The sequence below is a fragment of the Nocardia terrae genome, from assembly GCF_009760405.1.
Lineage (GTDB): Bacteria > Actinomycetota > Actinomycetes > Mycobacteriales > Mycobacteriaceae > Nocardia > Nocardia terrae.
Genome location: NZ_WRPP01000001.1, coordinates 902,085 through 923,084, shown reverse-complemented (window position 1 = coordinate 923,084; position 21,000 = coordinate 902,085). Strand labels below are relative to the sequence as shown.

Annotated in this window: 21 protein-coding genes; 13 read left to right on the top strand and 8 right to left on the bottom strand. The window is 68.1% G+C overall.

Annotated elements, in window-relative coordinates; genetic code table 11:
- The first annotated feature begins 220 nt into the window (after positions 1–220).
- The 3 genes from GPX89_RS04195 to GPX89_RS04185 all read left to right on the top strand — a co-directional run bounded on the left by GPX89_RS04195 (position 221) and on the right by GPX89_RS04185 (position 3,042).
- Positions 221–739, top strand: a complete 519-nt coding sequence (locus GPX89_RS04195; RefSeq protein WP_328601494.1) for a PH domain-containing protein — start codon at positions 221–223, stop codon at positions 737–739.
- A 123-nt stretch (positions 740–862) separates the two neighbouring features.
- A complete protein-coding gene (ilvD, locus tag GPX89_RS04190; RefSeq protein WP_157355228.1) occupies positions 863–2,704 on the top strand; it encodes a dihydroxy-acid dehydratase in 1,842 nt (613 codons plus the stop codon).
- A gap of 38 nt (positions 2,705–2,742) precedes the next feature.
- Positions 2,743–3,042, top strand: a complete 300-nt coding sequence (locus GPX89_RS04185) for a hypothetical protein (protein ID WP_157355227.1) — start codon at positions 2,743–2,745, stop codon at positions 3,040–3,042.
- Positions 3,043–3,102: 60 nt separating this feature from the next.
- Here the strand turns inward: GPX89_RS04185 and GPX89_RS04180 are convergent, their stop codons facing one another.
- Complete coding sequence (locus tag GPX89_RS04180) at positions 3,103–3,999, bottom strand: DoxX family protein (protein WP_328601493.1); 897 nt, start codon at positions 3,997–3,999, stop codon at positions 3,103–3,105.
- 136 nt (positions 4,000–4,135) lie between these two features.
- Here GPX89_RS04180 and GPX89_RS04175 point away from each other — a divergent pair, with 136 nt between their 5' ends.
- A complete protein-coding gene (locus GPX89_RS04175; protein ID WP_157355226.1) occupies positions 4,136–5,281 on the top strand; it encodes a PQQ-dependent sugar dehydrogenase in 1,146 nt (381 codons plus the stop codon).
- Positions 5,282–5,344: 63 nt separating this feature from the next.
- On the opposite strand, the gene GPX89_RS04170 is transcribed toward GPX89_RS04175, so the two are convergent.
- From GPX89_RS04170 to GPX89_RS04150, 5 genes are all read right to left on the bottom strand, one after another.
- Complete coding sequence (locus GPX89_RS04170) at positions 5,345–6,160, bottom strand: MerR family transcriptional regulator (RefSeq protein ID WP_157355225.1); 816 nt, start codon at positions 6,158–6,160, stop codon at positions 5,345–5,347.
- A gap of 208 nt (positions 6,161–6,368) precedes the next feature.
- Positions 6,369–7,883 (bottom strand): Asp-tRNA(Asn)/Glu-tRNA(Gln) amidotransferase subunit GatB, encoded by a 1,515-nt coding sequence (gene gatB, locus GPX89_RS04165; protein WP_157355224.1) that lies wholly within the window; start codon positions 7,881–7,883, stop codon positions 6,369–6,371.
- 25 nt (positions 7,884–7,908) lie between these two features.
- Positions 7,909–10,404, bottom strand: coding sequence for an FtsX-like permease family protein (locus tag GPX89_RS04160; RefSeq protein ID WP_328601492.1), 2,496 nt, complete (start codon positions 10,402–10,404; stop codon positions 7,909–7,911).
- Positions 10,401–11,198, bottom strand: coding sequence for an ABC transporter ATP-binding protein (locus GPX89_RS04155; protein WP_157355223.1), 798 nt, complete (start codon positions 11,196–11,198; stop codon positions 10,401–10,403). The genes GPX89_RS04160 and GPX89_RS04155 overlap by 4 nt, the downstream gene beginning before the upstream one ends.
- 38 nt (positions 11,199–11,236) lie before the next feature.
- Positions 11,237–11,584: a hypothetical protein gene (locus tag GPX89_RS04150; protein WP_157355222.1), complete on the bottom strand. Its 348-nt coding sequence runs from the start codon at positions 11,582–11,584 to the stop codon at positions 11,237–11,239.
- Between the two features lie 205 nt (positions 11,585–11,789).
- Here GPX89_RS04150 and GPX89_RS04145 point away from each other — a divergent pair, with 205 nt between their 5' ends.
- From GPX89_RS04145 to GPX89_RS04120, 6 genes are all read left to right on the top strand, one after another.
- A complete protein-coding gene (locus GPX89_RS04145; protein ID WP_157355221.1) occupies positions 11,790–13,127 on the top strand; it encodes a sensor histidine kinase in 1,338 nt (445 codons plus the stop codon).
- Positions 13,124–13,810, top strand: a complete 687-nt coding sequence (locus tag GPX89_RS04140) for a response regulator transcription factor (RefSeq protein ID WP_328601491.1) — start codon at positions 13,124–13,126, stop codon at positions 13,808–13,810. Before GPX89_RS04145 ends, GPX89_RS04140 begins: the two co-directional genes overlap by 4 nt.
- A 57-nt stretch (positions 13,811–13,867) precedes the next feature.
- Positions 13,868–15,682, top strand: coding sequence for a serine/threonine-protein kinase (locus tag GPX89_RS44295; protein ID WP_328601490.1), 1,815 nt, complete (start codon positions 13,868–13,870; stop codon positions 15,680–15,682).
- Positions 15,672–16,625 carry a serine hydrolase gene (locus tag GPX89_RS04130; RefSeq protein WP_157355220.1) on the top strand — a complete coding sequence of 318 codons (954 nt, stop codon included), beginning with the start codon at positions 15,672–15,674 and terminating at the stop codon, positions 16,623–16,625. Before GPX89_RS44295 ends, GPX89_RS04130 begins: the two co-directional genes overlap by 11 nt.
- Positions 16,626–16,819: 194 nt before the next feature.
- The gene (locus GPX89_RS04125) at positions 16,820–17,695 is read left to right on the top strand and encodes a serine hydrolase (RefSeq protein ID WP_328601489.1); all 876 of its coding nucleotides are present in this window, start codon (positions 16,820–16,822) and stop codon (positions 17,693–17,695) included.
- Positions 17,696–17,760: 65 nt separating this feature from the next.
- Complete coding sequence (locus tag GPX89_RS04120; RefSeq protein ID WP_157355218.1) at positions 17,761–18,792, top strand: ATP-dependent 6-phosphofructokinase; 1,032 nt, start codon at positions 17,761–17,763, stop codon at positions 18,790–18,792.
- Here the strand turns inward: GPX89_RS04120 and GPX89_RS04115 are convergent.
- Positions 18,762–19,007, bottom strand: a complete 246-nt coding sequence (locus GPX89_RS04115) for a hypothetical protein (protein ID WP_198347252.1) — start codon at positions 19,005–19,007, stop codon at positions 18,762–18,764. The two genes, GPX89_RS04120 and GPX89_RS04115, sit on opposite strands and share 31 nt — an antisense overlap.
- Before the next feature lie 151 nt (positions 19,008–19,158).
- On the bottom strand, positions 19,159–19,740 hold the full coding sequence (locus tag GPX89_RS04110) for a CGNR zinc finger domain-containing protein (protein WP_198347251.1): 582 nt from the start codon (positions 19,738–19,740) through the stop codon (positions 19,159–19,161).
- Positions 19,741–19,826: 86 nt separating this feature from the next.
- On the opposite strand from GPX89_RS04110, the gene GPX89_RS04105 reads away from it, so the two are divergent.
- From GPX89_RS04105 to GPX89_RS04095, 3 genes are all read left to right on the top strand, one after another.
- Positions 19,827–20,321, top strand: coding sequence for a carboxymuconolactone decarboxylase family protein (locus GPX89_RS04105; protein ID WP_157355216.1), 495 nt, complete (start codon positions 19,827–19,829; stop codon positions 20,319–20,321).
- A gap of 47 nt (positions 20,322–20,368) precedes the next feature.
- The gene (locus GPX89_RS04100; protein ID WP_157355215.1) at positions 20,369–20,608 is read left to right on the top strand and encodes a hypothetical protein; all 240 of its coding nucleotides are present in this window, start codon (positions 20,369–20,371) and stop codon (positions 20,606–20,608) included.
- Between the two features lie 111 nt (positions 20,609–20,719).
- On the top strand, positions 20,720–20,998 hold the full coding sequence (locus GPX89_RS04095) for a hypothetical protein (protein WP_157355214.1): 279 nt from the start codon (positions 20,720–20,722) through the stop codon (positions 20,996–20,998).
- The last annotated feature ends 2 nt before the right edge of the window (positions 20,999–21,000 follow it).

Sequence of the window (21,000 nt, the reverse complement as noted above, 5' to 3'; positions counted from 1 at the left end):
GTTCGAGGGTGGCGCGTCGCAGCTGCGAGCTGACGTAAATGACCTGCAGTCGTCGGCTCAGCGCTGGACGCGCCGGCCGATTACGAGAAGCTCGGTTCGATTCACGCGCTCGACGGTAATTGCGCGTTGGTCGTTCAGTCAAACAGCTGACCTATTGGGTCTCATTATGTGAGACAGTGCGGTTAATCGGGTCCGTTCACCATGATGCAAGGATGTGGGTGTGTCCTCACAGCATCAGTCCGTGCCACCTGCTCGATCGTCCCACACGCCCGAGTCCGAATCGGACGCGGGTCGCGTGATCCGCATCCCCCGGCTCGCTCACCTCGGGGTGTTCATCCTGCTGTTCTGCGTGGCCTTCCCCTTCTTCGGCTGGCCGAAAGTGCTGTGGATCCTGTTCGCGATCCCGCTGGCGGTGGCGTATTGGGTCGAGCGGACGCGCACCACCGTCTCGGACAATGGGATCGACACCCGCACCATGTTCGGCTCGCGGCACATCGACTGGTCCGAGGTGCGGGGTCTGCGCATCCCCGATCGCGGCTACCTGCAGGTGCATCTGACCGACGACTCCGATGTGACGCTGCCCGCAGTGGGCTACAGCCAGCTCGCGGTTCTGGTCGACGCCTCCCACGGCCGCATCCCGGACCCCTTCGCCGAGCCCGAGGAGTCCGACGACGCGGACGGATCCACCGAGCCCGAGGCCGAAACCACGCAGCCCGAGGCCGAAACCGGCGAGTCGTAGGCGTTTCGGGGGTGCAGAGTTTCTACCGGCGGTGATCGAGGTCATGGCCCGGGAGTAACGTTGAACCCCGCCGGACAGTCGCTCAACAGCCCACTGCGACACACAAAACCGAGGACCTGACCCATGCCACCGCTTCGCTCACGCACCACCACCGTCGGACGCAATGCCGCGGGCGCTCGCGCCCTCTGGCGCGCGACCGGCCTCGACGACTCCGACTTCGGGAAGCCGATCGTCGCCATCGCGAACTCGTACACCCAGTTCGTGCCCGGCCACGTGCACCTGAAGGACGTCGGCGAGATCGTGGCCGAGGCGGTACGCGCGGCCGGTGGCGTGCCGCGCGAGTTCCACACCATCGCGGTCGACGACGGCATCGCGATGGGTCACGGCGGCATGCTGTACTCGCTGCCCTCGCGCGAGATCATCGCGGACTCCGTGGAATACATGGCCAACGCGCACACCGCGGACGCGCTGGTCTGCATCTCCAACTGCGACAAGATCACCCCCGGCATGCTGAATGCCGCCATGCGCCTGAACATTCCGGCCGTGTTCGTCTCCGGCGGCCCGATGGAGGCCGGTAAGGCCGTGGTCGTCGGCGGCGTGGCCCAGGCCCCGACCGACCTGATCACCGCCATCTCCGCGAGCGCCTCGCCGACCGTCTCCGAGGACGGGCTCACCGAGGTCGAGCGCTCCGCGTGCCCGACCTGTGGTTCCTGCTCGGGCATGTTCACCGCCAACTCGATGAACTGCCTCACCGAGGCGCTGGGCCTGTCGCTGCCGGGCAACGGTTCGACGCTGGCCACCCACGCGGCGCGCCGCGCCCTGTTCGAGAAGGCCGGACGGGTGATCGTGGACATCGCCACCCGCTGGTACCGCGACGACGACGCGTCGGTGCTGCCGCGAAACGTGGCCAATGCCAAGGCTTTCCACAACGCCATGGCCCTCGACGTCGCCATGGGCGGCTCCACCAACACGGTGCTGCACACCCTCGCCGCCGCGCAGGAGGGTGAGATCGAGTTCGATCTGCAGAGCATCGACCAGATCTCGCGCCAGGTGCCGTGCCTGTCGAAGGTGTCGCCGAACTCCGACTACCACATGGAGGATGTGCACCGCGCCGGTGGCATTCCCGCGATCCTCGGTGAACTGCGCCGCGCCGGTCTGCTGCAGACCGACGTGACCACCGTGCACACCAGGTCCTTCGACGAGTGGCTCGACACCTGGGACATCCGCTCCGGCAAGGCTTCCGAGGAAGCCATCGAGCTGTTCCACGCCGCGCCCGGCGGTGTCCGCACCACTGTGCCGTTCTCCACCGAGAACCGCTGGTCCTCGCTGGACACCGACGCCGAGGGCGGCTGCATCCGCGACAAGGCGCACGCCTACACCGTCGAGGGCGGGCTGTGCGTGCTGCGCGGCAATATCGCTCCCGACGGCGCGATCCTCAAGACCGCGGGCATCGACGAGGACCTGTTCACCTTCGAGGGCCCGGCCGTCGTGGTCGAGTCCCAGGAGGAGGCGGTCTCCAAGATCCTGGGCAAGGAGATCCAGCCCGGCGATGTGGTCGTGGTCCGCTACGAGGGTCCCTCGGGCGGTCCGGGCATGCAGGAGATGCTGCACCCCACCTCGTTCCTCAAGGGCGTCGGTCTGGGCAAGGTGTGCGCGCTCATCACCGACGGCCGGTTCTCCGGCGGCACCTCGGGCCTGTCCATCGGCCACATCTCCCCGGAGGCGGCCAGCGGCGGGTCCATCGGCCTGATCGAGAACGGTGACCGCATCCGCATCGACGTGCACACCCGCGCGCTCGAATTGCTGGTCCCCGAAGAGGTTCTCGCGGAGCGCCGCGTGAAGATGGAAGCGTCCGAACGGCCTTGGCAGCCCGTGAACCGGGAGCGCCCGGTGACGACCGCGCTACGGGCCTACGCCGCGCTCGCCACCTCCGCCGACAAGGGTGCCGTCCGGCGCGTGCCGTAATTCAGCAAAGCCGCGCCGTAATTCAAGAAAGCAACGGAATGACAATCGAATACATCGGCAAAGCCGACTCCATGCTTGCCGACTACTCGGCCATGCTCGCGCGGTCGGATGCCCGCAATGCCGAGGCGAAGACGCTGCTCGCCGAGGCCGAGGAGCTGGCCGCGGAAGTGCGGCACCTGGAATCGACCGAGTTCATGATGACTCCGGACGAGATCATGCAGAGCAACGCGCACAAGGCGATGCTCAACCAGGAGATCGACGCCAAGTCGGGCCGGGTGCTCCAGCTCCACCAGGAGACCTTCCAGGAGTGGCAGTCCTGGACTGCACGCCAGTTCTAGGAAAACCGAAAGCGGCCGGGATGATCGGTGATCATCCCGGCCGCTTCGTGTTTCGGTATATCAGTCGAACGGACCGATTTCGGCGAGCGGGTTGCCGCCGTGCAGGTAGGCATAGACCAGGATGGCCGTCGCCACCGCGGCGACGATCACCGCCAGCGACCCGAGGAACGGCCGGGTCGCCCAGCCGCGGTTGCGGTCCAGGGACAGGCGGCCGGGGCCGGTGAGGATCAGGACCAGGGTCAGGCCCGCCAGGATCGACTCGAGTTCGACCGAGTTGCCCTTGGCGGAGTACTGGAATCCGGGCACCATGCCCTGCTTCCACATCCACGCGTCGAGGATGACCGCGAGCAGTGCGCCCGAGGCCAGCGGGGTGGCCAGGCCGAGGGCGACCAGGACGCCGCCGCCGAGCTCACCGGCGATCAGCATGGGCGCGGCCAGATCGACGTGCTTCCAGCCCCCGTTCTCCATGGCGGTCTTGATGCCGTCCAGGCCGGGCCCGTGAAACCAGCCCGCGGCCTTCTGCAGGCCGTGGTAGACGAAGGTGCCGCCGATGACCAAGCGCAGCAACAGCAGTCCGAGGTCCAGGGTGCCGCGGCGGTCGTCGCGGCGGCGTGGACGACCGTTGCCGTCGGCGGGCGCGGCGGGCGCCGGGGGGATGCTGGCGAAGGAATAGGTCGGGGACGGCTCGGTGGTGGTGCTGTTCTCCACTCCCGGAATGGCGTTCTTGACCTGGGAGTAGAGCGGGACCTCCGGGTCCAGGCCGAGTTCCTCGTCGGTGCGGGGCAGTTTCTCGGTCGTCTGGTCCGGGGTCTTCTCGGTGGTCTGCACCGAGGACGCCGCGGCGAACTGCTCGGTCGGCGAGTCGAAGGGGCTGCGGACCGGTGCACCGGCCGGTCGCAGCGTTGCGGGCGTGGTGTCGCCCGGCTCGGCGGACGGCTCGGTCGGCTTGTCTGTCACCCGGCTCAGAGTATTAGCCAGAAGGGCGCGATACACAGCAGAACACGGGCGTGTCCACAGTCCGATTCACGCCACGGCGCGATATTGCGACACCCCGTCCGAGCGGCGGCGGCCGCTTTTCCGTAACGTCTCAACCATGAGTTTGGTTGCCGGAGGCCGTGTCAGGGTGGGTGCGCGGAATGTCGCATTGGGCGTGACGCTCGGTGCGCTACTGCTCTCCGGTTGCGCCCGCTTCGACGATCGGGCCTCGAGCCCGTTCACCACCGAACCGACCTGGCAGGACGCCGAGCCCAACAGCAGCACGCCGAAGGCCCCGGCCACCAATGCCAAACGGCCGGATCTGCCGTGCGTGGATCCCGATATCGCGGTGGTGGTTTCGTGCCTGGACACCACGGCCGGACTGGTCGCGCTGCCCGACGGCGGGAGCGCGCTGGTGGCCGAGCGGATGACGGGGCGGATCCTGAAGGTCGTCGCCACCGACGAGGGTGAGCCGCCCGCGCCGATCGAGGTCGCCAAGCTCGATGTGGACCCGGCCGGGGACGGCGGGATCACCGGGCTCGCGCTCTCCCCCACCTTCAGCGAGGACGGGCTGATCTACGCCTACATCACCACCGCGAGCGACAACCGGGTGGTGCGCATCTCCACCGACGGCGGCGAGCCCAAGCCGATCCTGACCGGAATCCCCAAGGGCGTCAACGGCAATCGCGGGTCGATCGACTTCCTGCGCAATCGCATGTTGATCCTCACCGGCGACGCGGGCAATCCGGCGCTGGCGGGCGACACCAGCTCGATGGCCGGCAAGCTGCTCAGCATCGACTCGCCCGCACCCGGTGCATCGGCTGACGTGGTGGTGTCCGGGATCGGCGTGGCGGGCGGGGTGTGCACCGACGGCAAGGATTCCATCTGGTTCACCGACCGCACCGCGACCGAGGACCGGCTGCAACGCGTCGGTCCCGACGGGGTCGCGGTGAAGGCGTGGTCGTGGCCCGATCACCCGGGTGTCGCGGGGTGTGCGGCCGCGACCGACGGGGTGGCCATTTCCCTCACCAATCAGAAGGGTCTGGCCCTCGCCACCGCCGACAAGGACACCCACGCCGTGACGGCCACGCCGTCGGTGCTGGCGCAGGACAAGTACGGCCGCCTCGACGGCGCGGCGCTCGGCGGCGACGGCAATATCTGGGTCGGCACCGTCAACAAGCCCGACGGCAACCCCAACCAGTACGACGACCGCGTCGTGCGGATCCCGCCGCCGGCCGCGGGCGGCGGCGGCGAACGCTCGTAGCCCGGACCGACTCGCGGCGCACAGTGAAAGCTGTGCGCCGCGGTTGTTTCAAGGCCGAGAGGGTCAGCCGACCGGCATCTGGAGTTCGATGATCCACTCGTCGGAGGCCGGATCGCCGGGGGCCTCGAGGTAGACCTCGCGAATCGGAGCGTTGGGCTTGTACCCGTTTTCGTCGGCCCAGCGCCCCATGGCCTCGAAGGACACGCACAGCTCCGCCAGCTTCCCGCGGTGGGCCAGCGTGGCGGCCTTGGGCACCTCCGGCAGCAGGAGCAGATCGAACGGGGCGCCGGGGGCGGCGGTGCCCGCGACCTGATGCGCGACGTGCACGCGCAGACCCTCGTCCAGCTCTTCGTAATACACGATCGGAGCACCGGTGATGGTGAGCCCGGACTCCGGAATCGCCTTCGCCATGCGGGCATACAGCTGCTCGATGATCGGCCCGACCGCGGCCTCTCCGGATTCGGCCGCGACACCGGTCATTTCGGCGACCAGCGTGGCGGACAGGGGTTTCACGACGATTTCCTGCTCGGACATGACGCCCTCACTTTCGATACGCAGGAGCCTCGCCTCGACGGACGCGAGTCGCGCGGAATCCGCGGCCACCTGAGTGGCCAACTGGGCGCGGCGCAGCTGCAGCATTCCCTGCAGCCGTTCCACCGACAGTTGCCCGTCGAGCATCTCGGCCACCTGATTCAAGGTGAATCCGAGATCCTTCAACGCGACGATGCGGTTGAGCCGCGCGAGCTGTTCGGCCGAATACGACCGGTAGCCGGTACAGGGATCAACCTCGAACGGCCGCAGCAGTCCGATCTCGTCGTAGTGGCGCAGCATCCGCACGGACACCGACCCGAACCTGGCGAAGTCTCCAATACTGAACATGACTCCTCCAGGCTCGGGCCTCACACGGTGTGAGGGTCAAGCCCATGATTGCTCAAAGCTCGGGGCGCGCGGCTGGTGCCGAGCGCCTCGATTCGAGAATGTGGTGGGCGGGGTGGACTCAGCGTAGGCAGGCCGGACCTAATGGGGGCGGAAACGACTGTGGCGCACGGTGATCACCGTGCGCCACAGGATGTTTCGAGGAGTTCGGCTAGCCCTCCACGCCGCAGGCGGCGAGGACGAGTTCGCGGACGCGGGCGGCGTCGGCCTGGCCGCGGGTGGCCTTCATGACGTCGCCGACGACCTTGCCGGCGGCCTGGATCTTGCCGGAGCGGATCTTCTCGGCGATGTCGGGGTTGGCGGCGAGGGCCTTCTCGACCTCGGACTGCAGGGCCGAGTCGTCGGAGACCATGCCGAGGCCCTTGGCTTCGACGATCTGGGCGGGCTCGCCCTCACCGGCGAGGACGAAGTCGACGACCTGCTTGGCGACCTTGTTGTTGATGGTCTTGGCCTCGACCAGGCCCGCCACCTCGGCGACCTGCTTCGGGGTGATGGGGAGGTCCTCGAGGGAAACCTCACGCTCCTTGGCCTTTTCGGTCAGGTAGGCGACCCACCAGGAACGGGCGGCGTCGACCGAGGAACCCGCGTCGACCGTGGCGATGATCAGGTCCAGCGCACCCGCATTGACCAGGTCGCGGAAGACCTCGTCGGACAGGCCCCAGTCGGACTGGATGCGGGCGCGGCGCAGCCACGGGTATTCGGGGATGGTGCCGCGCAGTTCCTCGACCCAGGCGGCGTCGGGCGCGATGGGCTCGAGGTCCGGCTCCGGGAAGTAGCGGTAGTCCTCGGCGGTCTCCTTGACGCGACCCGACGAGGTGGTGCCGTCGGTCTCGTGGAAGTGGCGGGTCTCCATCAGGATCGAGCCGCCCGAGGACAGCACCACGGCCTGCCGGCGCATCTCGAAGCGCACCGCGACCTCGACGCTCTTGAGCGAGTTCACGTTCTTGGTCTCGGTGCGGGTGCCGAACTCCTTGGCGCCCTTGGGCATCAGCGACACGTTGACGTCGCAGCGCATCGAGCCCTGCTCCATCTTCACGTCGGAGACGTCGAGCGACTTGAGCACCTCGCGCAGCGCGGTCACGTACGCGCGGGCCACCTCGGGAGCGCGCTCGCCCGCACCTTCGATGGGCTTGGTGACGATCTCGATGAGCGGCACGCCCGCGCGGTTGTAGTCGAGCAGCGAGTGCGAGGCGCCGTGGATGCGACCGGTGGCTCCACCGACGTGCAGCGACTTGCCGGTGTCCTCCTCCATGTGGGCGCGCTCGATGTCGACGCGGAAGACCGTGCCGTCATCGAGCACCACATCCAGGTGGCCGTTCGCGGCGATGGGCTCGTCGTACTGGCTGATCTGGTAGTTCTTCGGCTGGTCCGGGTAGAAGTAGTTCTTCCGGGCGAACCGGCCCCACGGGGTGATGGAGCAGTTCAGCGCCAGCCCGATGCGGATCGCGGCCTCGACGGCCTTCTCGTTCACCACCGGCAGCGAGCCCGGCAGGCCCAGGCAGACCGGGCACACCTGGGTGTTGGGCTCGGCGCCGAATTCGGTCGGGCAGCCGCAGAACATCTTGGTCGCGGTGCCCAGCTCGACGTGTACCTCCATGCCGAGCACCGGGTCGTACCGGTCGATGACATCGGAGTAGTCCATCAAGTCCACGGTCGCTGCGCTCATGCGCTCCATCCTATTTACTCGCTCCTCAGTCGATGGCGATGGCCTCCACGATGGGCAGCCGGGCCGCGCGCAGCGCCGGTGGAATGGCTCCGAGCAGGGACAGTCCGAGCGCGAGGACCGCGTTGGCCACCAGCAGCGGGCTGGGGTGATAGGCGATGTCCATGGCGATGGCATGCCCGAGCGCGAAGGTGCCCAGGTAGTGCACGGCCGACCCGATCCCGAGTCCCAGTGCGGCGCCGGTCACTCCGATGCCGGCGGCCTCGGTGAGCACGGTCCGCAGCAGGAAGCGGCGGCTGGTGCCCATGGCTCGCAGCACTCCGAGTTCGCGGCGGCGGTCCAGCACCGACAGCATCAGGGTGTTGAGCAGTGCGACGGCCGACACCAGCACCACGATCCAGAGGATGGCGGAGCTGATCGAGGTGCCCTGCCGGACGCTGGTCGAAATCGCGGTCACGGCATCGCGTCCGGTGCTGACGTGAATGTCGGCGGGGACGGCGGCGCGAATGGCCGCCATCACCGCGGCATGATCGGCGCCGGGCGCGAATTGGATGCCGAGGATGGTTTCGCCGGGCCGCTCGTACCACTGGCGCATGATGTCGAGATCGAGCATGACCACACCCGCGATGGCCGAGAAGTACGGCACGACCTGCAGCACCGCCACGTGGTGTTCCCCGGTCGGGGTCGGCAGGGTCAGGTCCGAGCCCTCGTGCACGCCCAGCGTGCGCGCCACGTCACGGGAGATGACGACGCCCTCGCCCGTCGCCATGCGCGCCCGATCGGCCTGGCTCACGCTGTCCAGCGACGCGGTGCCCGCGAGCCCGTTCTCGAACGCCTGCAGCATGACCCGCCCCTGGCCCAGGGTCGAGAAGGCCATCTGGGCCGACCCGACAGCGCCGACACCGGGGATCGCGCTGAGCTTCTCCTTCAGATCCGCGGGTAGCGCCGGACCGGTGGGGAACTGCTCCATGGCGGTCGGGCTGACGAACACGTCGGTGCGGGCCAGACCCTCGAAGCTGTCGGTGGCGGCGGACACCATATTCCGGCTGGCATTGCCGATGGCCACGATGGCGGTCACGCCGATCATGACCGTCATGACGGTGGCCCACACCCGGCGCGGGGCCCGTTCGATGGTCGTCGCGCCGAGTGCGCCGGGCGCACCGAACAGCCGGGCCACCGCGGCGACCGCGCGCACGATGGGATCGGTTGCGGCGAAACACAACAGGACCGAACCGGCGATGGCCGTCGAGATCGAGACGATGGAGACCCGCCCCAGATCGGCCTTGGCGATGATCGCGGCGCCGACCACCGTGATCAGCCCCAGCGCCCCCGCCGCCCAGCGCAGCCACGGCTTCACGACATCGGCCGCGCCGACGCCGATCGGGGCCAGCGCCTCGATGGGGGCGACCTTGTACACCTGCCGCGCGGCGATCGACGCCGCCAGCACGCTGGCCAGCACGCAGGCCAGGATCGCCACCGGGATGGCGTAGCCGGGCACCTCGTACTCGGTGCGAGATTCGACCGAGTTGACGATCGCGGCGGGCAGCTGGCGAATCGCGCTGCGGCCCATGCCGATTCCGAGAATCGACCCGATGATGCCGCCGAGCAGGCCGAGCAGTGCGGCCTCGACGATCAGATCGCGCACCATGGGTGCGCGCTTGCCGCCCATGGCCCGCAGCAGCGACAGCGTCGGACGCCGTTGCGCCACCGCCATGCTCATGGCGTTGTAGATGAGGAACGCGGACACGATGAGCGCCGCGGCCGAGGAGGCCAGCGTGGAGTACCGCACCAGCATGACCGCGCCGCTGGCCTGCGCGGTCCGCAACTGCGGATCGGCGACCACGGCCCGGCCCGCCACCGCCTTGGTGAGATCCGAACGCAGTTGGTCCACATCGGCATTCGGTGCGGCGATGATCTGCACCGAATCCAGGCGGCCGGCCCGGTCGGTGATCTTCTGGGCGATCGGCAGTAGCGCGATGGCGATGTGACCGCCGTTCAGCTTGGCGGCGGTGGCGTCGTCGATGACGCCCGCGACGGTCGCTGTCACGGTGCCGAGCTGGAACTTGTCCCCCTCCCGATGCCCCATGGCGGACCCGACGAGCACGCCGTTGGACACTGTGAGCAGCTTGGCCGCTTGATCTTTCAGCGTCCCGCCGATATCGCTGCCCAGCTGGGTCACGGTCTGGTCCGCGCCGATCAGCAATGCCCGATTGTCATCGGCTCCGATCGCCTGCCGCAGCATGGGCACCGCCGTGCCGACGCCCGCGACGGCCCGGATGTCCTGCAGCAGAGACTGATCGAAGCCCGCGTCGGTGACGCCGCTGATCTCCAGCGCGGCCTTGCCGCCGAGGCTGTGGGTGAGCTTGTCCACCGATCCGGTGATCGATCCGGAGATGCTGAACACCGACACCAGCAGACTCGCCGAGACGGCCATGACCAGCATCGACATGATCGTGCGGCTCCGGTGCGCGAGCAGCTCACCGATATTGAACAGCCGCAGTCGATCCCATACCGCTCCGATCACGCGCGCACCGCCCCGGCGTCGTCGGCGCTCTCGGAGTTCGCCGCGTCCTCGGAGTCCTGTTCGGGCACCGATTCGCTGAGTTCGGCCGGGACGGTGCGGATCCGACCGTCGTCGGCGCGCTCCACCCGATCGATGGAACCGATCTGCCCGTCACGCAGGTTGATCACCCGGTCGCAGTAGCGCACCGCGCCCATGTCGTGGGTGACCATGACCACCGAGTTGCCCTGCTCGGTGATGTCGGCGAGCAGCTGCAGGATCGAGGCGCCGGTCTTGGAATCCAGGTTGCCGGTGGGCTCGTCGGCCAGAATCAGCGGTGGATCCATGATCAGCGCGCGGGCCACCGCCACGCGCTGCATCTGACCGCCGGACAGCTCGGCGGGCCGGTGTTCGGCGCGCTGCCCGAGCCCGACCAGCTCCAGCAGCTCCAGTGCGCGCGGCTTGGCCTTCTTCAATCCGGTGCCGTCCAGCAGCCGCGGGATGGCCACGTTCTCCCAGGCGGTCAGCGTGGGGAGCAGGTTGAAGAACTGGAAGACGAAACCGACCTGGTGCCTGCGGAATTCGGATTGGCGGTCGTCGTCCAGATCACCGATCTCCTTGTCCTGGAATCGAATCGACCCCGAATCCGGGGAATCCAAGGCGCCGAGCAGATGCAGCAGCGTGCTCTTGCCCGAACCGGAGGGCCCCACGATGGCGGTGAACTCCCCCGCCTCGATGCGCAGGCTGATCCCGTCCAGGGCGCGCACGGTCTGTTCGCCCACCCGATATTGCTTGGTGACGTCGGTCAATTCCAGCATGGTCTGTTCCCCTCTAGATCGATGCCAGCCGGTACGAGTCAGCTGGCCATCGCTCGCGCCCGCGGATGGCGCGGATACAGTTGATCGGTGTCGTAGGTGTCGAGGACGGCGCGTAGCGCGGGTTGTTCGGTGGCGAGTTCCTGCCAGACCTGCTGCACCGATTTGCCCTGTGCCAGTGCGTCTTCCAGTTTGACGTTGAGGTGGTTCTCCCAGCGATTGCGGAGCGCGAGCAGCACTCCGGTCACCCCGCCGAACAGCTCTTCCAGACCCGGGAGATTGTCGAAAAGCTTGGGGTCGGCGGGATTCAGTTCAAAGTCACTGCGGGCCGCCCGATCGAGGACGGCGTGCAGGATGTCGGTGCGAGCGTGAAAATCGGCCCAGGACATTGGCCCCAACCTTTCGTTGGATTCAACTTCGGTGTGGCTGCGCCCTGTCTCGTGGCGAGCGCTTGTGCCGTTGTCCCAAACCTACGATCGCCCCGATAGCCCTGTCTTCGTGCCGCGGACGCGACTTGGCCTCCTACTCCGGTAGGAGACGAGCCCCTGCCGTCGAACGATGTACGCCGTCATATTCGACGGATAGCCTTGCAGAATGAACGTGACCGGCGCCACCCCTGAAACGATCGGGCAGGTGCGACAGGAGTTACGGGAGTGGCTGTCGGAGTCCGGTGTCCGGGCCCGCCGATTCGCGCGGGATCCGCTCGCGGAATTGCGGCGCTGGGTGGACAGCAGCGGGTTCGACTATCCCGTGTCGATGGTCGTGCTGGTCGATCTGATGATGTTCGCCATCGGGACGATCGCCTACGCCGAGCGCGTGGCCGCCGGGTATTTCCCGGGCGGTCTGCCGCTGGCCGCGCTGCTCATCATCATCATGACCGGGCCGCCCTGCGTGATCTTCGACTTCCCACCGCGTCCGGTGCTGCTCGCGACGCTGGCCATGGTGGCGGTCGCGCTGTTCCTGATCCAGCCCGTGCCGTTGGATGTCGCGCCGCTGGTCCTGATCGTCATCACCGGTGAGATCGCGGCCATCACCCGCGCCGCGGTCGGCACGGCCGTCGGTCTGGCCATGTTCGCCGAGCTCGTTTTCTTCGGATCCATCGGGCACGTCGACGGCCTGGCGTTCACCTGGTTCTCGTTGGGCATCCTGTTCGGCTGGTTCACCGGCCAACTGCTCAACTATCAGCGCCGCTACCTGTACCAGGAACGCGACTACCAGCACATCCGCGCGCTGCAAGCGGCGGGCGAGGAGCGTCGGCGCATCGCACGCGAGGTGCACGACGTCATCGCGCATTCGTTGAGCGTCACCCTGCTGCACGTGACCGCCGCCCGGCATGCCCTGCAGACCGACCGTGATGTGGACGAGGCGGTCGACGCGCTCGCCGATGCCGAGCGGCTCGGCCGGCAGGCCATGGCCGACATCCGCCGCACGGTCGGCCTGCTCGACGGCCATCCGGCGTCACTGCGACCCGAACCTGGGCTGGACGATATCCAGGATCTGGTATCGGATTTCGTGCGTGCGGGCATGACGATCGATTTCCGCACGACGGGCGATCCCGCGCAGGTCTCGGCCGGTCTGGGCCTGGCCGTATACCGAATCTGCCAGGAGTCGCTCGCCAATATCGCCAAACACGCTCCCGGCGCGCAGGCACAAGTGCGAATCATGTTGCACGCCAGGCATATCGATCTGACGGTGACCAATACGCTGCCGACCGGCGCGGTCGCGCGGCCCGGACGCGGCATGGGCATCTCGGGCATGCGCCAGCGGCTCGCGGTACTCGGCGGCACGCTCACCGCCGGCGTCGAGGACGACGGCTGGCTGGTGCGCGCCAGGATTCCGACGACCGGTCAGCTCCCCTGCATCGCGGCGGCCGAGCATGGCCTGCGCAGCGTGCTGAGCTCCATGACCAATAGACCCCAGGAGGGTGTGTGACCGACCGCGCGGACGACGAGCTGATCAGTGTCCTCGTCGTCGACGATCAGGAGCTGGTGCGCGGCGGCCTGCGCCGAATCCTGCGCCGCCGCGACGGTTTCGCGGTGAGCGAGTGCGCCGACGGCGACGAGGTGCCCGCCGCGGTCGCCTCGAACCAGCCGGACGTGGTCCTGATGGACCTGCGCATGAAACGGATCGGCGGCATCGAGGCGACCCGCACCCTGCGCACCGTCGCCGACACCCCACCGGTCCTGGTGCTCACCACTTTCGACGACGACCAGTTGCTGTCCGGCGCGCTGCGGGCGGGCGCGGCCGGATTCATTCTCAAGGACTCCCCCGCCGAGGATCTGATCCGCGCGGTGCGCACGGTGGCCACCGGCGGCTCGTGGCTGGACCCGACCGTTACTCCGCGTGTCCTCACGACCTACCGATCGGCGCGTCCCACGCCGCCGACCACCGGCAATCGCCTGTCCGAGCTGACCGTTCGCGAGCTCGAGGTGCTCGAACTCATCGGCCGCGGACGGCTCAACGCTGAGATCGCGGCCACATTGGGCATCTCGGAGGTAACGGTGAAGAGCCATGTGGGACATATCTTCGGGAAGCTTGGGTTACGCGACCGCGCGGCGGCCATCGTCTTTGCGTTTGACCACGGCGTAGTGGCACCGGGAGAATCCACCCCTTAGAGGGGTGGGTCGCGGGTCCTCGTCTGCTTCCCTCCCGAGAGTTGGAGGTTTGACGGGGTGGATGCACCGCCATCGCGGGCCGGAAGCAGGTTCGGGCCGTACGAGTTGCGCTCGCTGCTGGGCAGGGGCGGCATGGGAGAGGTCTACGAGGCCTACGACACCTCCAAGGATCGGGTCGTCGCACTCAAACTGCTGCCGGAAGAGCTCGCGAAAGATCCCGCCTACCAGGAACGTTTCCGCCGCGAATCGCAGGCGGCGGCGCGACTGGCGGAACCGCACATCATCCCCATCCACGACTGGGGCGAGATCGACGGTGTGCTCTACATCGATATGCGGCTGGTGCGCGGGGAGGATCTGCGCTCGCTGCTGGACCGCTTGGGTCCGCTGCCGCCGCTGCGGGTCATGGGGATCATCGAGCAGGTCGCGGCCGCGCTGGACGCGGCCCACTACTCGGGTCTGGTGCACCGCGACGTCAAACCCGCGAACATCCTTGTCACTGATGCGGATTTCGCATATCTCGCCGATTTCGGCATCGCGCGCGCCGAGGGCGACTCGACGATCACCATGACCGGCACGGCCATCGGCTCCTACGCCTACATGGCCCCCGAGCGTTTCGACGCCGGACCGGTCTCCGGGCGCGCCGACATCTACTCGCTGGGCTGCGTGTTGCACGAATGCCTGACCGGTGACAAGCCGTTCCCGACGCAGAACATGAGCGGGCTGGTGCGCGCGCACCTGTCGGAGCCGCCGCCGCTGACGAGCATGCTGCGCGCCGGAATTCCGCCGCAGCTGGACGGGGTGGTGGCGAAGGCGTTGGCGAAGGATCCCAACGCCCGCTTCTTCACCGCGGGTGAATTCGCCCGTGCCGCACGGATGGCGCTCGCGGGCGGGCAGGCCGCGCCGCCGCCGGGCATGCCGCCGCGGCCCGGCCGGACCGTGCCGCCCGGTCCGCCCGTGGGTGCGCCGACCACGGTCATGTCGCCCGCGCAGCAGCCGTTCGGGCCGCCGACGACGGTTCTTCCGGGTGGGACGCCGGCCGCACCGCCCAGCAATGAACCGACCGCTCGGAACTCCGATCCGACCGTGCGGCAACCGAATCCACAGCTGGTGACGCCCACCGGCTCGATCCCGGCCTACATCACCGGAGCCTTCCCGGTCGCCGAGGAACCCTCCGGCGACCTCCCGGTCATCCGTCCCTCGGACCCGACCCGGGTGCGGGTCAGCGACTTCCACTACACCCCGCTTCCCGCCGACGCGCAGGAGCGCGCGGTGTGGGGGCACGCGCAGGCACAGCAGCAGGACTTCCCGTACGCGCCCGCCCCCGACGATTCGCTGTATCCGACCTCGGAGCACGCGGTCGTCTACGACGATCCGCCGCGTTCGCGCCAGCGCCGGCGCAAGTCGGTGGCGCTGCCGGTGGCGATCGGCGTGCTGGTGATCGCGGCGGCCGCCATCGCCGGTGCGGTGGGCTGGCAAGTCCTCGACCGCTCCGGCAACGAAACACCCATAACGACGGCGGCACAGGGTGTTCCGGGTACCACCACGTCGCGTTCGCAATCGGCGAACCCGACGGTAACCACCACGGCTCCCACTACGGTGCAACTGCCGGCGGGTTCGACGCCGTGTCCACAGGTGTATGCGGCGCTCGGCGGATTCGCCAATTCCGCGATCGGAAACTCGGGAACGAGTTGTCCTTTCGCGGAAGAGGTTCGCCGGGCCTATGCCGACGCGACTTCTGGTCGGCCGGGTTCGGAAGTTAGTGTGGTGGCAGTGAGTCCGGTGACCGGCCGGTCTTACACGATGAACTGCACGGCCGCAGGCAAATTGGTGACCTGCGCCGGCGGCGATAAAGCGGTGGTGTATGTCTACTGATCCAACTCCGGCCTGTCGCAGAGGGTTTGCGCGCGGGCTGGCCTTGGCGGCTGCCCTGGCCGTCTCCGTGTGTGGTGCCAATCTCGCTGCCGGACACCATGCTTCGTCACAGGCCGACGAGATCAAGCCTGTCGGCGACAGCTCGACGCTGCCGACCCCGAGCCCGATCGCGGCGGGGTTGCCCCAGATCTTCGCGCTGCCGAAATCCGTTGAGTTCGCCGCGGATTTCACCGATCTGCAGAACACCTTGGACGGCCGCGTCGGCCTCGCCGTCATGCCCGTCGGCGGCGGCGACATGGTGCAGCTGGGCGATTGGAAGGACGGCATCGCCTGGTCCACCATCAAGGTGCCACTGGCCCTGGCCGCGCTGCGCCACGATCCCCAGGGCATGCGCTCCACCGCCGAGGCCGCCATCACCTACTCCGACAACGATGCGGCACAGGAGCTCTGGATCTCCCTGGGCAATGGCAGCCAGGCCGCCGACGCGGTCGAGGCGGTGCTGCGCGAGGCCGGAGACGTCACCACCGATGTCGCCGCGCGCCACACCAAACTGGCCGCCCTGGAATCGGATGATCTGCTCGCCTTCGGTGCGACCGAATGGTCACTGGCCGACCAGGTGCATTTCGCCTCCCGGCTGCCGTGTCTGCCGCGCGCCAATTCCGTGGTCTCGCTCATGAGTGAGATCACGCCCAGCCAGAGCTGGGGTCTGGGCCGGTTGATCGGCGCGGAATTCAAGGGCGGCTGGGGTCCCGACGACGACACCGGCAAGTACACCGTGCGCCAATTCGGTCTGATCCCAACGCTGAACGGCCCGATCGCGGTGGCGTTGGCCGCCGAGCCCAACTCGGGCAGCTTCGACGACGCCACCGACATGATGGACAAGCTGGCGCTGCTGGTCGGCGACCATCTGCCCGACCTACGCGGCGGGCTCTGCTCCCATTGAGATTCGGGGTGTGACCAGCCAAAACACCCGGCGCACACCCCGAATCGGGCACATCCCCGCGAAAATCGCCCATACCCACCGCATTTGACCCCCGCTGCCGCCACCCACAACAATCCTTGCGATTGACGGGTGTTGGTGTGTCCGCTAGGAACAGGGAACGCACCGGGCGCCCGGAGCAGATGGAGGTTGTCAGGGTGAAAGCTCGGTTCGCGCGGGGATGTGGCGCGCTGGCCCTGCTGGTGGGCGTTCTGACCGGATGCACCAGCAAGCCGGTTCTGGTGCCGGACAAGACAACCGTGAACGCGGCCGCGCCGACACCGACGATCCCCGCCACCGTGATGTCGCTACCCGGCACGCTGGCCTGGGATTTCGTCAATACCCTGGAGCCGACGCTGCCCGGCAAGGTGGGCCTGGCGCTGCTGCCCGTCGGCGGTGACAAGGTGGTGGCGATCGGGGACTGGAGCTCGGGCCCGGGCTGGTCGACCATGAAGGTCCCGCTCACCCTGGCGGCGCTGCGCAAGAGTTCCGGCAATCAGGTGGCGGCGGTGAATGCCATCGAATACTCCGACAACTCCGCGGCCGACACGCTCTGGCAGTCCCTGGGCAGCCCCGAGGTCGCCGCACAGACCGTCCAGGACGTGCTACGCGAGGGCGGCGACCCCGACACCACCGTGCCCGCCGCCCGCACCCGGGCCGATTACTCCGCCTTCGGCCAGGCCGACTGGTCGCTGTCCGATCAGCTGAAATTCACCGCCAAACTGCCCTGCCTGCCGCAGTCCGACGCCGTCACCTCGCTGATGGGCAAGATCAGTTCCACTCAACGCTGGGGCCTGGGCACCCTCGAGGGCGCGGTCTTCAAGGGCGGCTGGGGCCCCGACCCCAGCGGCAACTACCTGGTCCGTCAGCTCGGCCTGATCCCGGTCGACGGCGGTCAGATCGCCATCGTCATTGCCACCCAGCCCAATTCCGGCTCCTTCGACGACGGCACCGCCATACTCGGCAAGATCGCCAACCTCATCTCCGAACACCTCGACGAGTTGAAGGGCGGCACCTGCCCGACCGGCAAGTGACTCGTAACCTGCGGTTCACGGGGGCGGGGCCCACCGATGACCGATCTCAGGGCAAGATGGGGGCCATGCGCATCGGAGTCTTGACCGGAGGCGGAGACTGCCCAGGCCTGAATGCCGTGATCCGTGCTGTCGTTCGTACCGCGAACGGCCGCTGGGGGGATGCGATCGTCGGCTTCCAGGACGGCTGGCGCGGGCTACTGGAGGATCGCAAGATCCAGATCCTCAACAATGACCGCACCGACCGCCTGCTCACCAAGGGCGGCACCATTCTCGGCACCGCGCGCACCAATCCGGATGTGCTGCGCGCCGGACTCCCCCGCATCAAGCAGACCCTCGACGACAACGGCATCGACGCGCTCATCCCTATCGGCGGCGAGGGCACGCTGACCGCGGCCTCCTGGCTGGCCGACGAGGGCGTGCCCGTGGTGGGCGTGCCCAAGACCATCGACAACGACATCGACTGCACCGATACCACCTTCGGCCACGACACCGCGGTCTCCATCGCCACCGAGGCCATCGACCGGCTGCACACCACCGCCGAATCGCATCAGCGCGTCATGCTGGTCGAGGTCATGGGCCGGCATGCGGGCTGGATCGCCATCAACTCCGGCATCGCCTCCGGCGCGCACCTGACCCTGGTGCCCGAGGTGCCGTTCGATCTGGACGAGCTCTGCGCCATGGTGAAACGCCGCTTCCAGCGCGGTGATTCGCACTTCATCTGCGTGGTCGCCGAGGGCGCGCAACCCGACCCCAAGTCCATGTCCCTGCGCGACGGCGGCATCGACGAATTCGGGCATGTCCGATTCACCGGTGTGGCACAGCAATTGGCCCCGGAGATCGAACGCCGCATCGGCAAGGAAGTTCGCGTCACCGTGCTGGGCCACGTCCAGCGCGGCGGCACCCCGACGCCTTACGACCGAGTACTGGCCACCCGCTTCGGCGTCCACGCCGCGGAGGCGGTACACGCCGGGCAGTTCGGTCAGATGGTTTCCCTGCACGGCAACGACATCGAACTGGTCCCGCTGTCGGAAGCCACCAAGCAGCTCAAGCTGGTTCCGGCGGACCGTTACCGCGAAGCCGCCGCGTTCTTCGGCTGAGCGAGTCGCCCCAGGCGAATCGCCCACCCGATTCCGGCCACACCGAGCGCCCCGACCACCCAGGATGTCCAGATCGGGGCGCCGTAGTGAATGACCAGGCCCGCCACTCCGAACGAGTGTCCCCAGAGCATTTCGGTGATCCCCGAGCCGAAGCCCTGAATGGTCAGGATGGCCCCGACCGTCCACCACAATCGTTCGCTGTCCTTGATTTTCACCGCGGCCTCCCGTTCCCGGTCATGCGTCCTGTCCTACGGAAGCAGTCTCCGGCGCGGGAGGCCGTCGGCGCATCGGCCTGAAGTCGACGCCGTCGCAGCCGCTTTCGAGGCCCGGGGATGACACCGGGTCATCCTCGATGGCGATGCCCCGTCAGTCCTCGCGGTGCTGAGCGTAGTGGCGAGCCGCGCGGGCGCGATTGCCGCAGGCGACCGAGCACCATTCCTGGCGGGGATGGGATTTCAGGAAGTAGCGCACGCAGCGGGGCGCGGGGCAGACGCGGATCTGCGATGCCACCGGACCGGTGAAGAACTCGATGGTGGCGTCGGCCAGGCCGGCCATGACGGTGTCGAGGTCGTCGGCGGTCAGCAGCCGCTCGTCCGCGCGGGGTCCGTTGCGGCCCCAGCCGAGCAGGCGCTGGGAGGGGGCGGTGGCGTTGTTGATGGCGGCCAGGGCCTCGGGGAAGGGCGGCAGCACGGCCGCGTCGGCGGAGCTGGGCGGCTGGGGTGCAACGTATTCGGCGAACAGCGAGCGGACGTTCTGGCGCAGGTCCACCAGGGCGGTGCGATCGGCCTCGCTCGGCAGGTAGTCATCGAGATCCAGATAGACGCGAAGGTGTGCGGCATTGGCCCGCAACCAGTCCCGCGTCGACTCGGGGGTGGCGAACGCGTCGGTCAGGCCACGGCTGGTGGCGCGGATGGTGTTCGCCAATCGGAGAGCCAAGGGATCGACCATGCCCCAGATTCTAACGGGTATTGCGCTTCTTAGCCATGATGTTCTAACGTCAAGACACATGATCTTCCGTTAGAAAGTTGAGAGAGATGATCACTCCGATCGAGACCGACCCCCTGTTGGACGAGGTGCGCAAGCGCATGGGCCGGGTGCCGAACATGACCAAGGTGATGGCCAACGCGCCCGTGGTACTGGAGGGTTACCTCGGGCTGTCCGGCGCGCTGAAGAAGGGCACGCTGCCGGCCGCCACCTCCGAGCGGATCGCGCTCACCGTCGGCGCGGCCAACGACTGCGGCTACTGCGTCGCGGCGCACACCTTCACCGGCAAGCGGGTCGCCAAGCTCAGTGACGCCGAGGTGGAGGCCGCCAAGGCGGGCACCTCCGAGGACGCGAAAGAGGCGGCCGCCGTGGCCTTCGCCCGCGAGCTGACCGAATCCCGCGGCAAGGCCGACCCGGCCGAGGCGCTGGCCGCCGGCTGGACCGAGGAGCAGGTCCTCGAAATCGTGGCGCTGGTCGCGCTGCAGACCCTCACCAACTACGTCAACAAGGTCGGTGAGACCGAGAACGACTGGCCCGCCGCGTAGTCCACCGCCCCGAAACAGCCCTTTGAACTCGAAGAAGGTACGTCATCATGTACGCAGTCCAGACCGCTTCCCCGCTGCGCCCGAACGCCGGCGTCCAGGTCCTGAACAGCCTGCTGCACAACGGCATCGCCGTCCGCGCGGTGGCGCTGGCCCTGGCCACCATCGTCCTGATCGCCCTGCGCCACCCGACCTGGGTGCCCTACTCGGTGAGCCTGTACGCCATCTGGAACGCCGCCGCCGTCACCCTGAATTCGGTGCGCGCCGCGCGTGCCGCCCGCACGGCCTGACGAACGCCCCGGAGTGATCACCGGACCGTAGTTTTCCACGGAATTGCACCCACAGACCGGCAGGTTCTACTGTGAGGACACGAAGGCATCCGTTAGAAAGCTGAAGGTCCCGTGGTCGCTCCGAGCGCATCGGCACCGATCTCCGAGAACCTCGAGTTCGAAGAGTTCGAAAGGGATTGCGCGACAACCGGGACCACCGGCCGATTCCCCGCACTGCGCAGCCTGATCCGGAACTGGACGGTCCTGCGCGCGGTCGCCCCGGCCGCGGCGACCGTCGTGCTCATCGCCATCCATCACTCCCCCTGGGTGCCCTTCGCTATCAGCGCGTACGCCATCTCCAACGCCGCCGCGATCACCCTCGGCTCCGCGCGGTCCGCCCGCGCGGCCTGAAC

Bases quoted from the DNA above. Each gene is read 5' to 3' on its own strand.
- GPX89_RS04150 (WP_157355222.1), bottom strand. From the start codon at position 11,584: ATGTCCTGGGCCGATTTTCACGCTCGCACCGACATCCTGCACGCCGTC.
- gatB (WP_157355224.1), bottom strand. From the start codon at position 7,883: ATGAGCGCAGCGACCGTGGACTTGATGGACTACTCCGATGTCATCGAC.
- GPX89_RS04175 (WP_157355226.1), top strand. From the start codon at position 4,136: ATGAGTTTGGTTGCCGGAGGCCGTGTCAGGGTGGGTGCGCGGAATGTC.
- GPX89_RS04130 (WP_157355220.1), top strand. From the start codon at position 15,672: ATGTCTACTGATCCAACTCCGGCCTGTCGCAGAGGGTTTGCGCGCGGG.
- GPX89_RS04100 (WP_157355215.1), top strand. From the start codon at position 20,369: ATGTACGCAGTCCAGACCGCTTCCCCGCTGCGCCCGAACGCCGGCGTC.
- GPX89_RS04170 (WP_157355225.1), bottom strand. From the start codon at position 6,160: ATGTTCAGTATTGGAGACTTCGCCAGGTTCGGGTCGGTGTCCGTGCGG.
- GPX89_RS04145 (WP_157355221.1), top strand. From the start codon at position 11,790: ATGAACGTGACCGGCGCCACCCCTGAAACGATCGGGCAGGTGCGACAG.
- GPX89_RS04110 (WP_198347251.1), bottom strand. From the start codon at position 19,740: ATGGTCGATCCCTTGGCTCTCCGATTGGCGAACACCATCCGCGCCACC.
- GPX89_RS04185 (WP_157355227.1), top strand. From the start codon at position 2,743: ATGACAATCGAATACATCGGCAAAGCCGACTCCATGCTTGCCGACTAC.
- GPX89_RS04105 (WP_157355216.1), top strand. From the start codon at position 19,827: ATGATCACTCCGATCGAGACCGACCCCCTGTTGGACGAGGTGCGCAAG.
- GPX89_RS04120 (WP_157355218.1), top strand. From the start codon at position 17,761: ATGCGCATCGGAGTCTTGACCGGAGGCGGAGACTGCCCAGGCCTGAAT.
- GPX89_RS04155 (WP_157355223.1), bottom strand. From the start codon at position 11,198: ATGCTGGAATTGACCGACGTCACCAAGCAATATCGGGTGGGCGAACAG.
- ilvD (WP_157355228.1), top strand. From the start codon at position 863: ATGCCACCGCTTCGCTCACGCACCACCACCGTCGGACGCAATGCCGCG.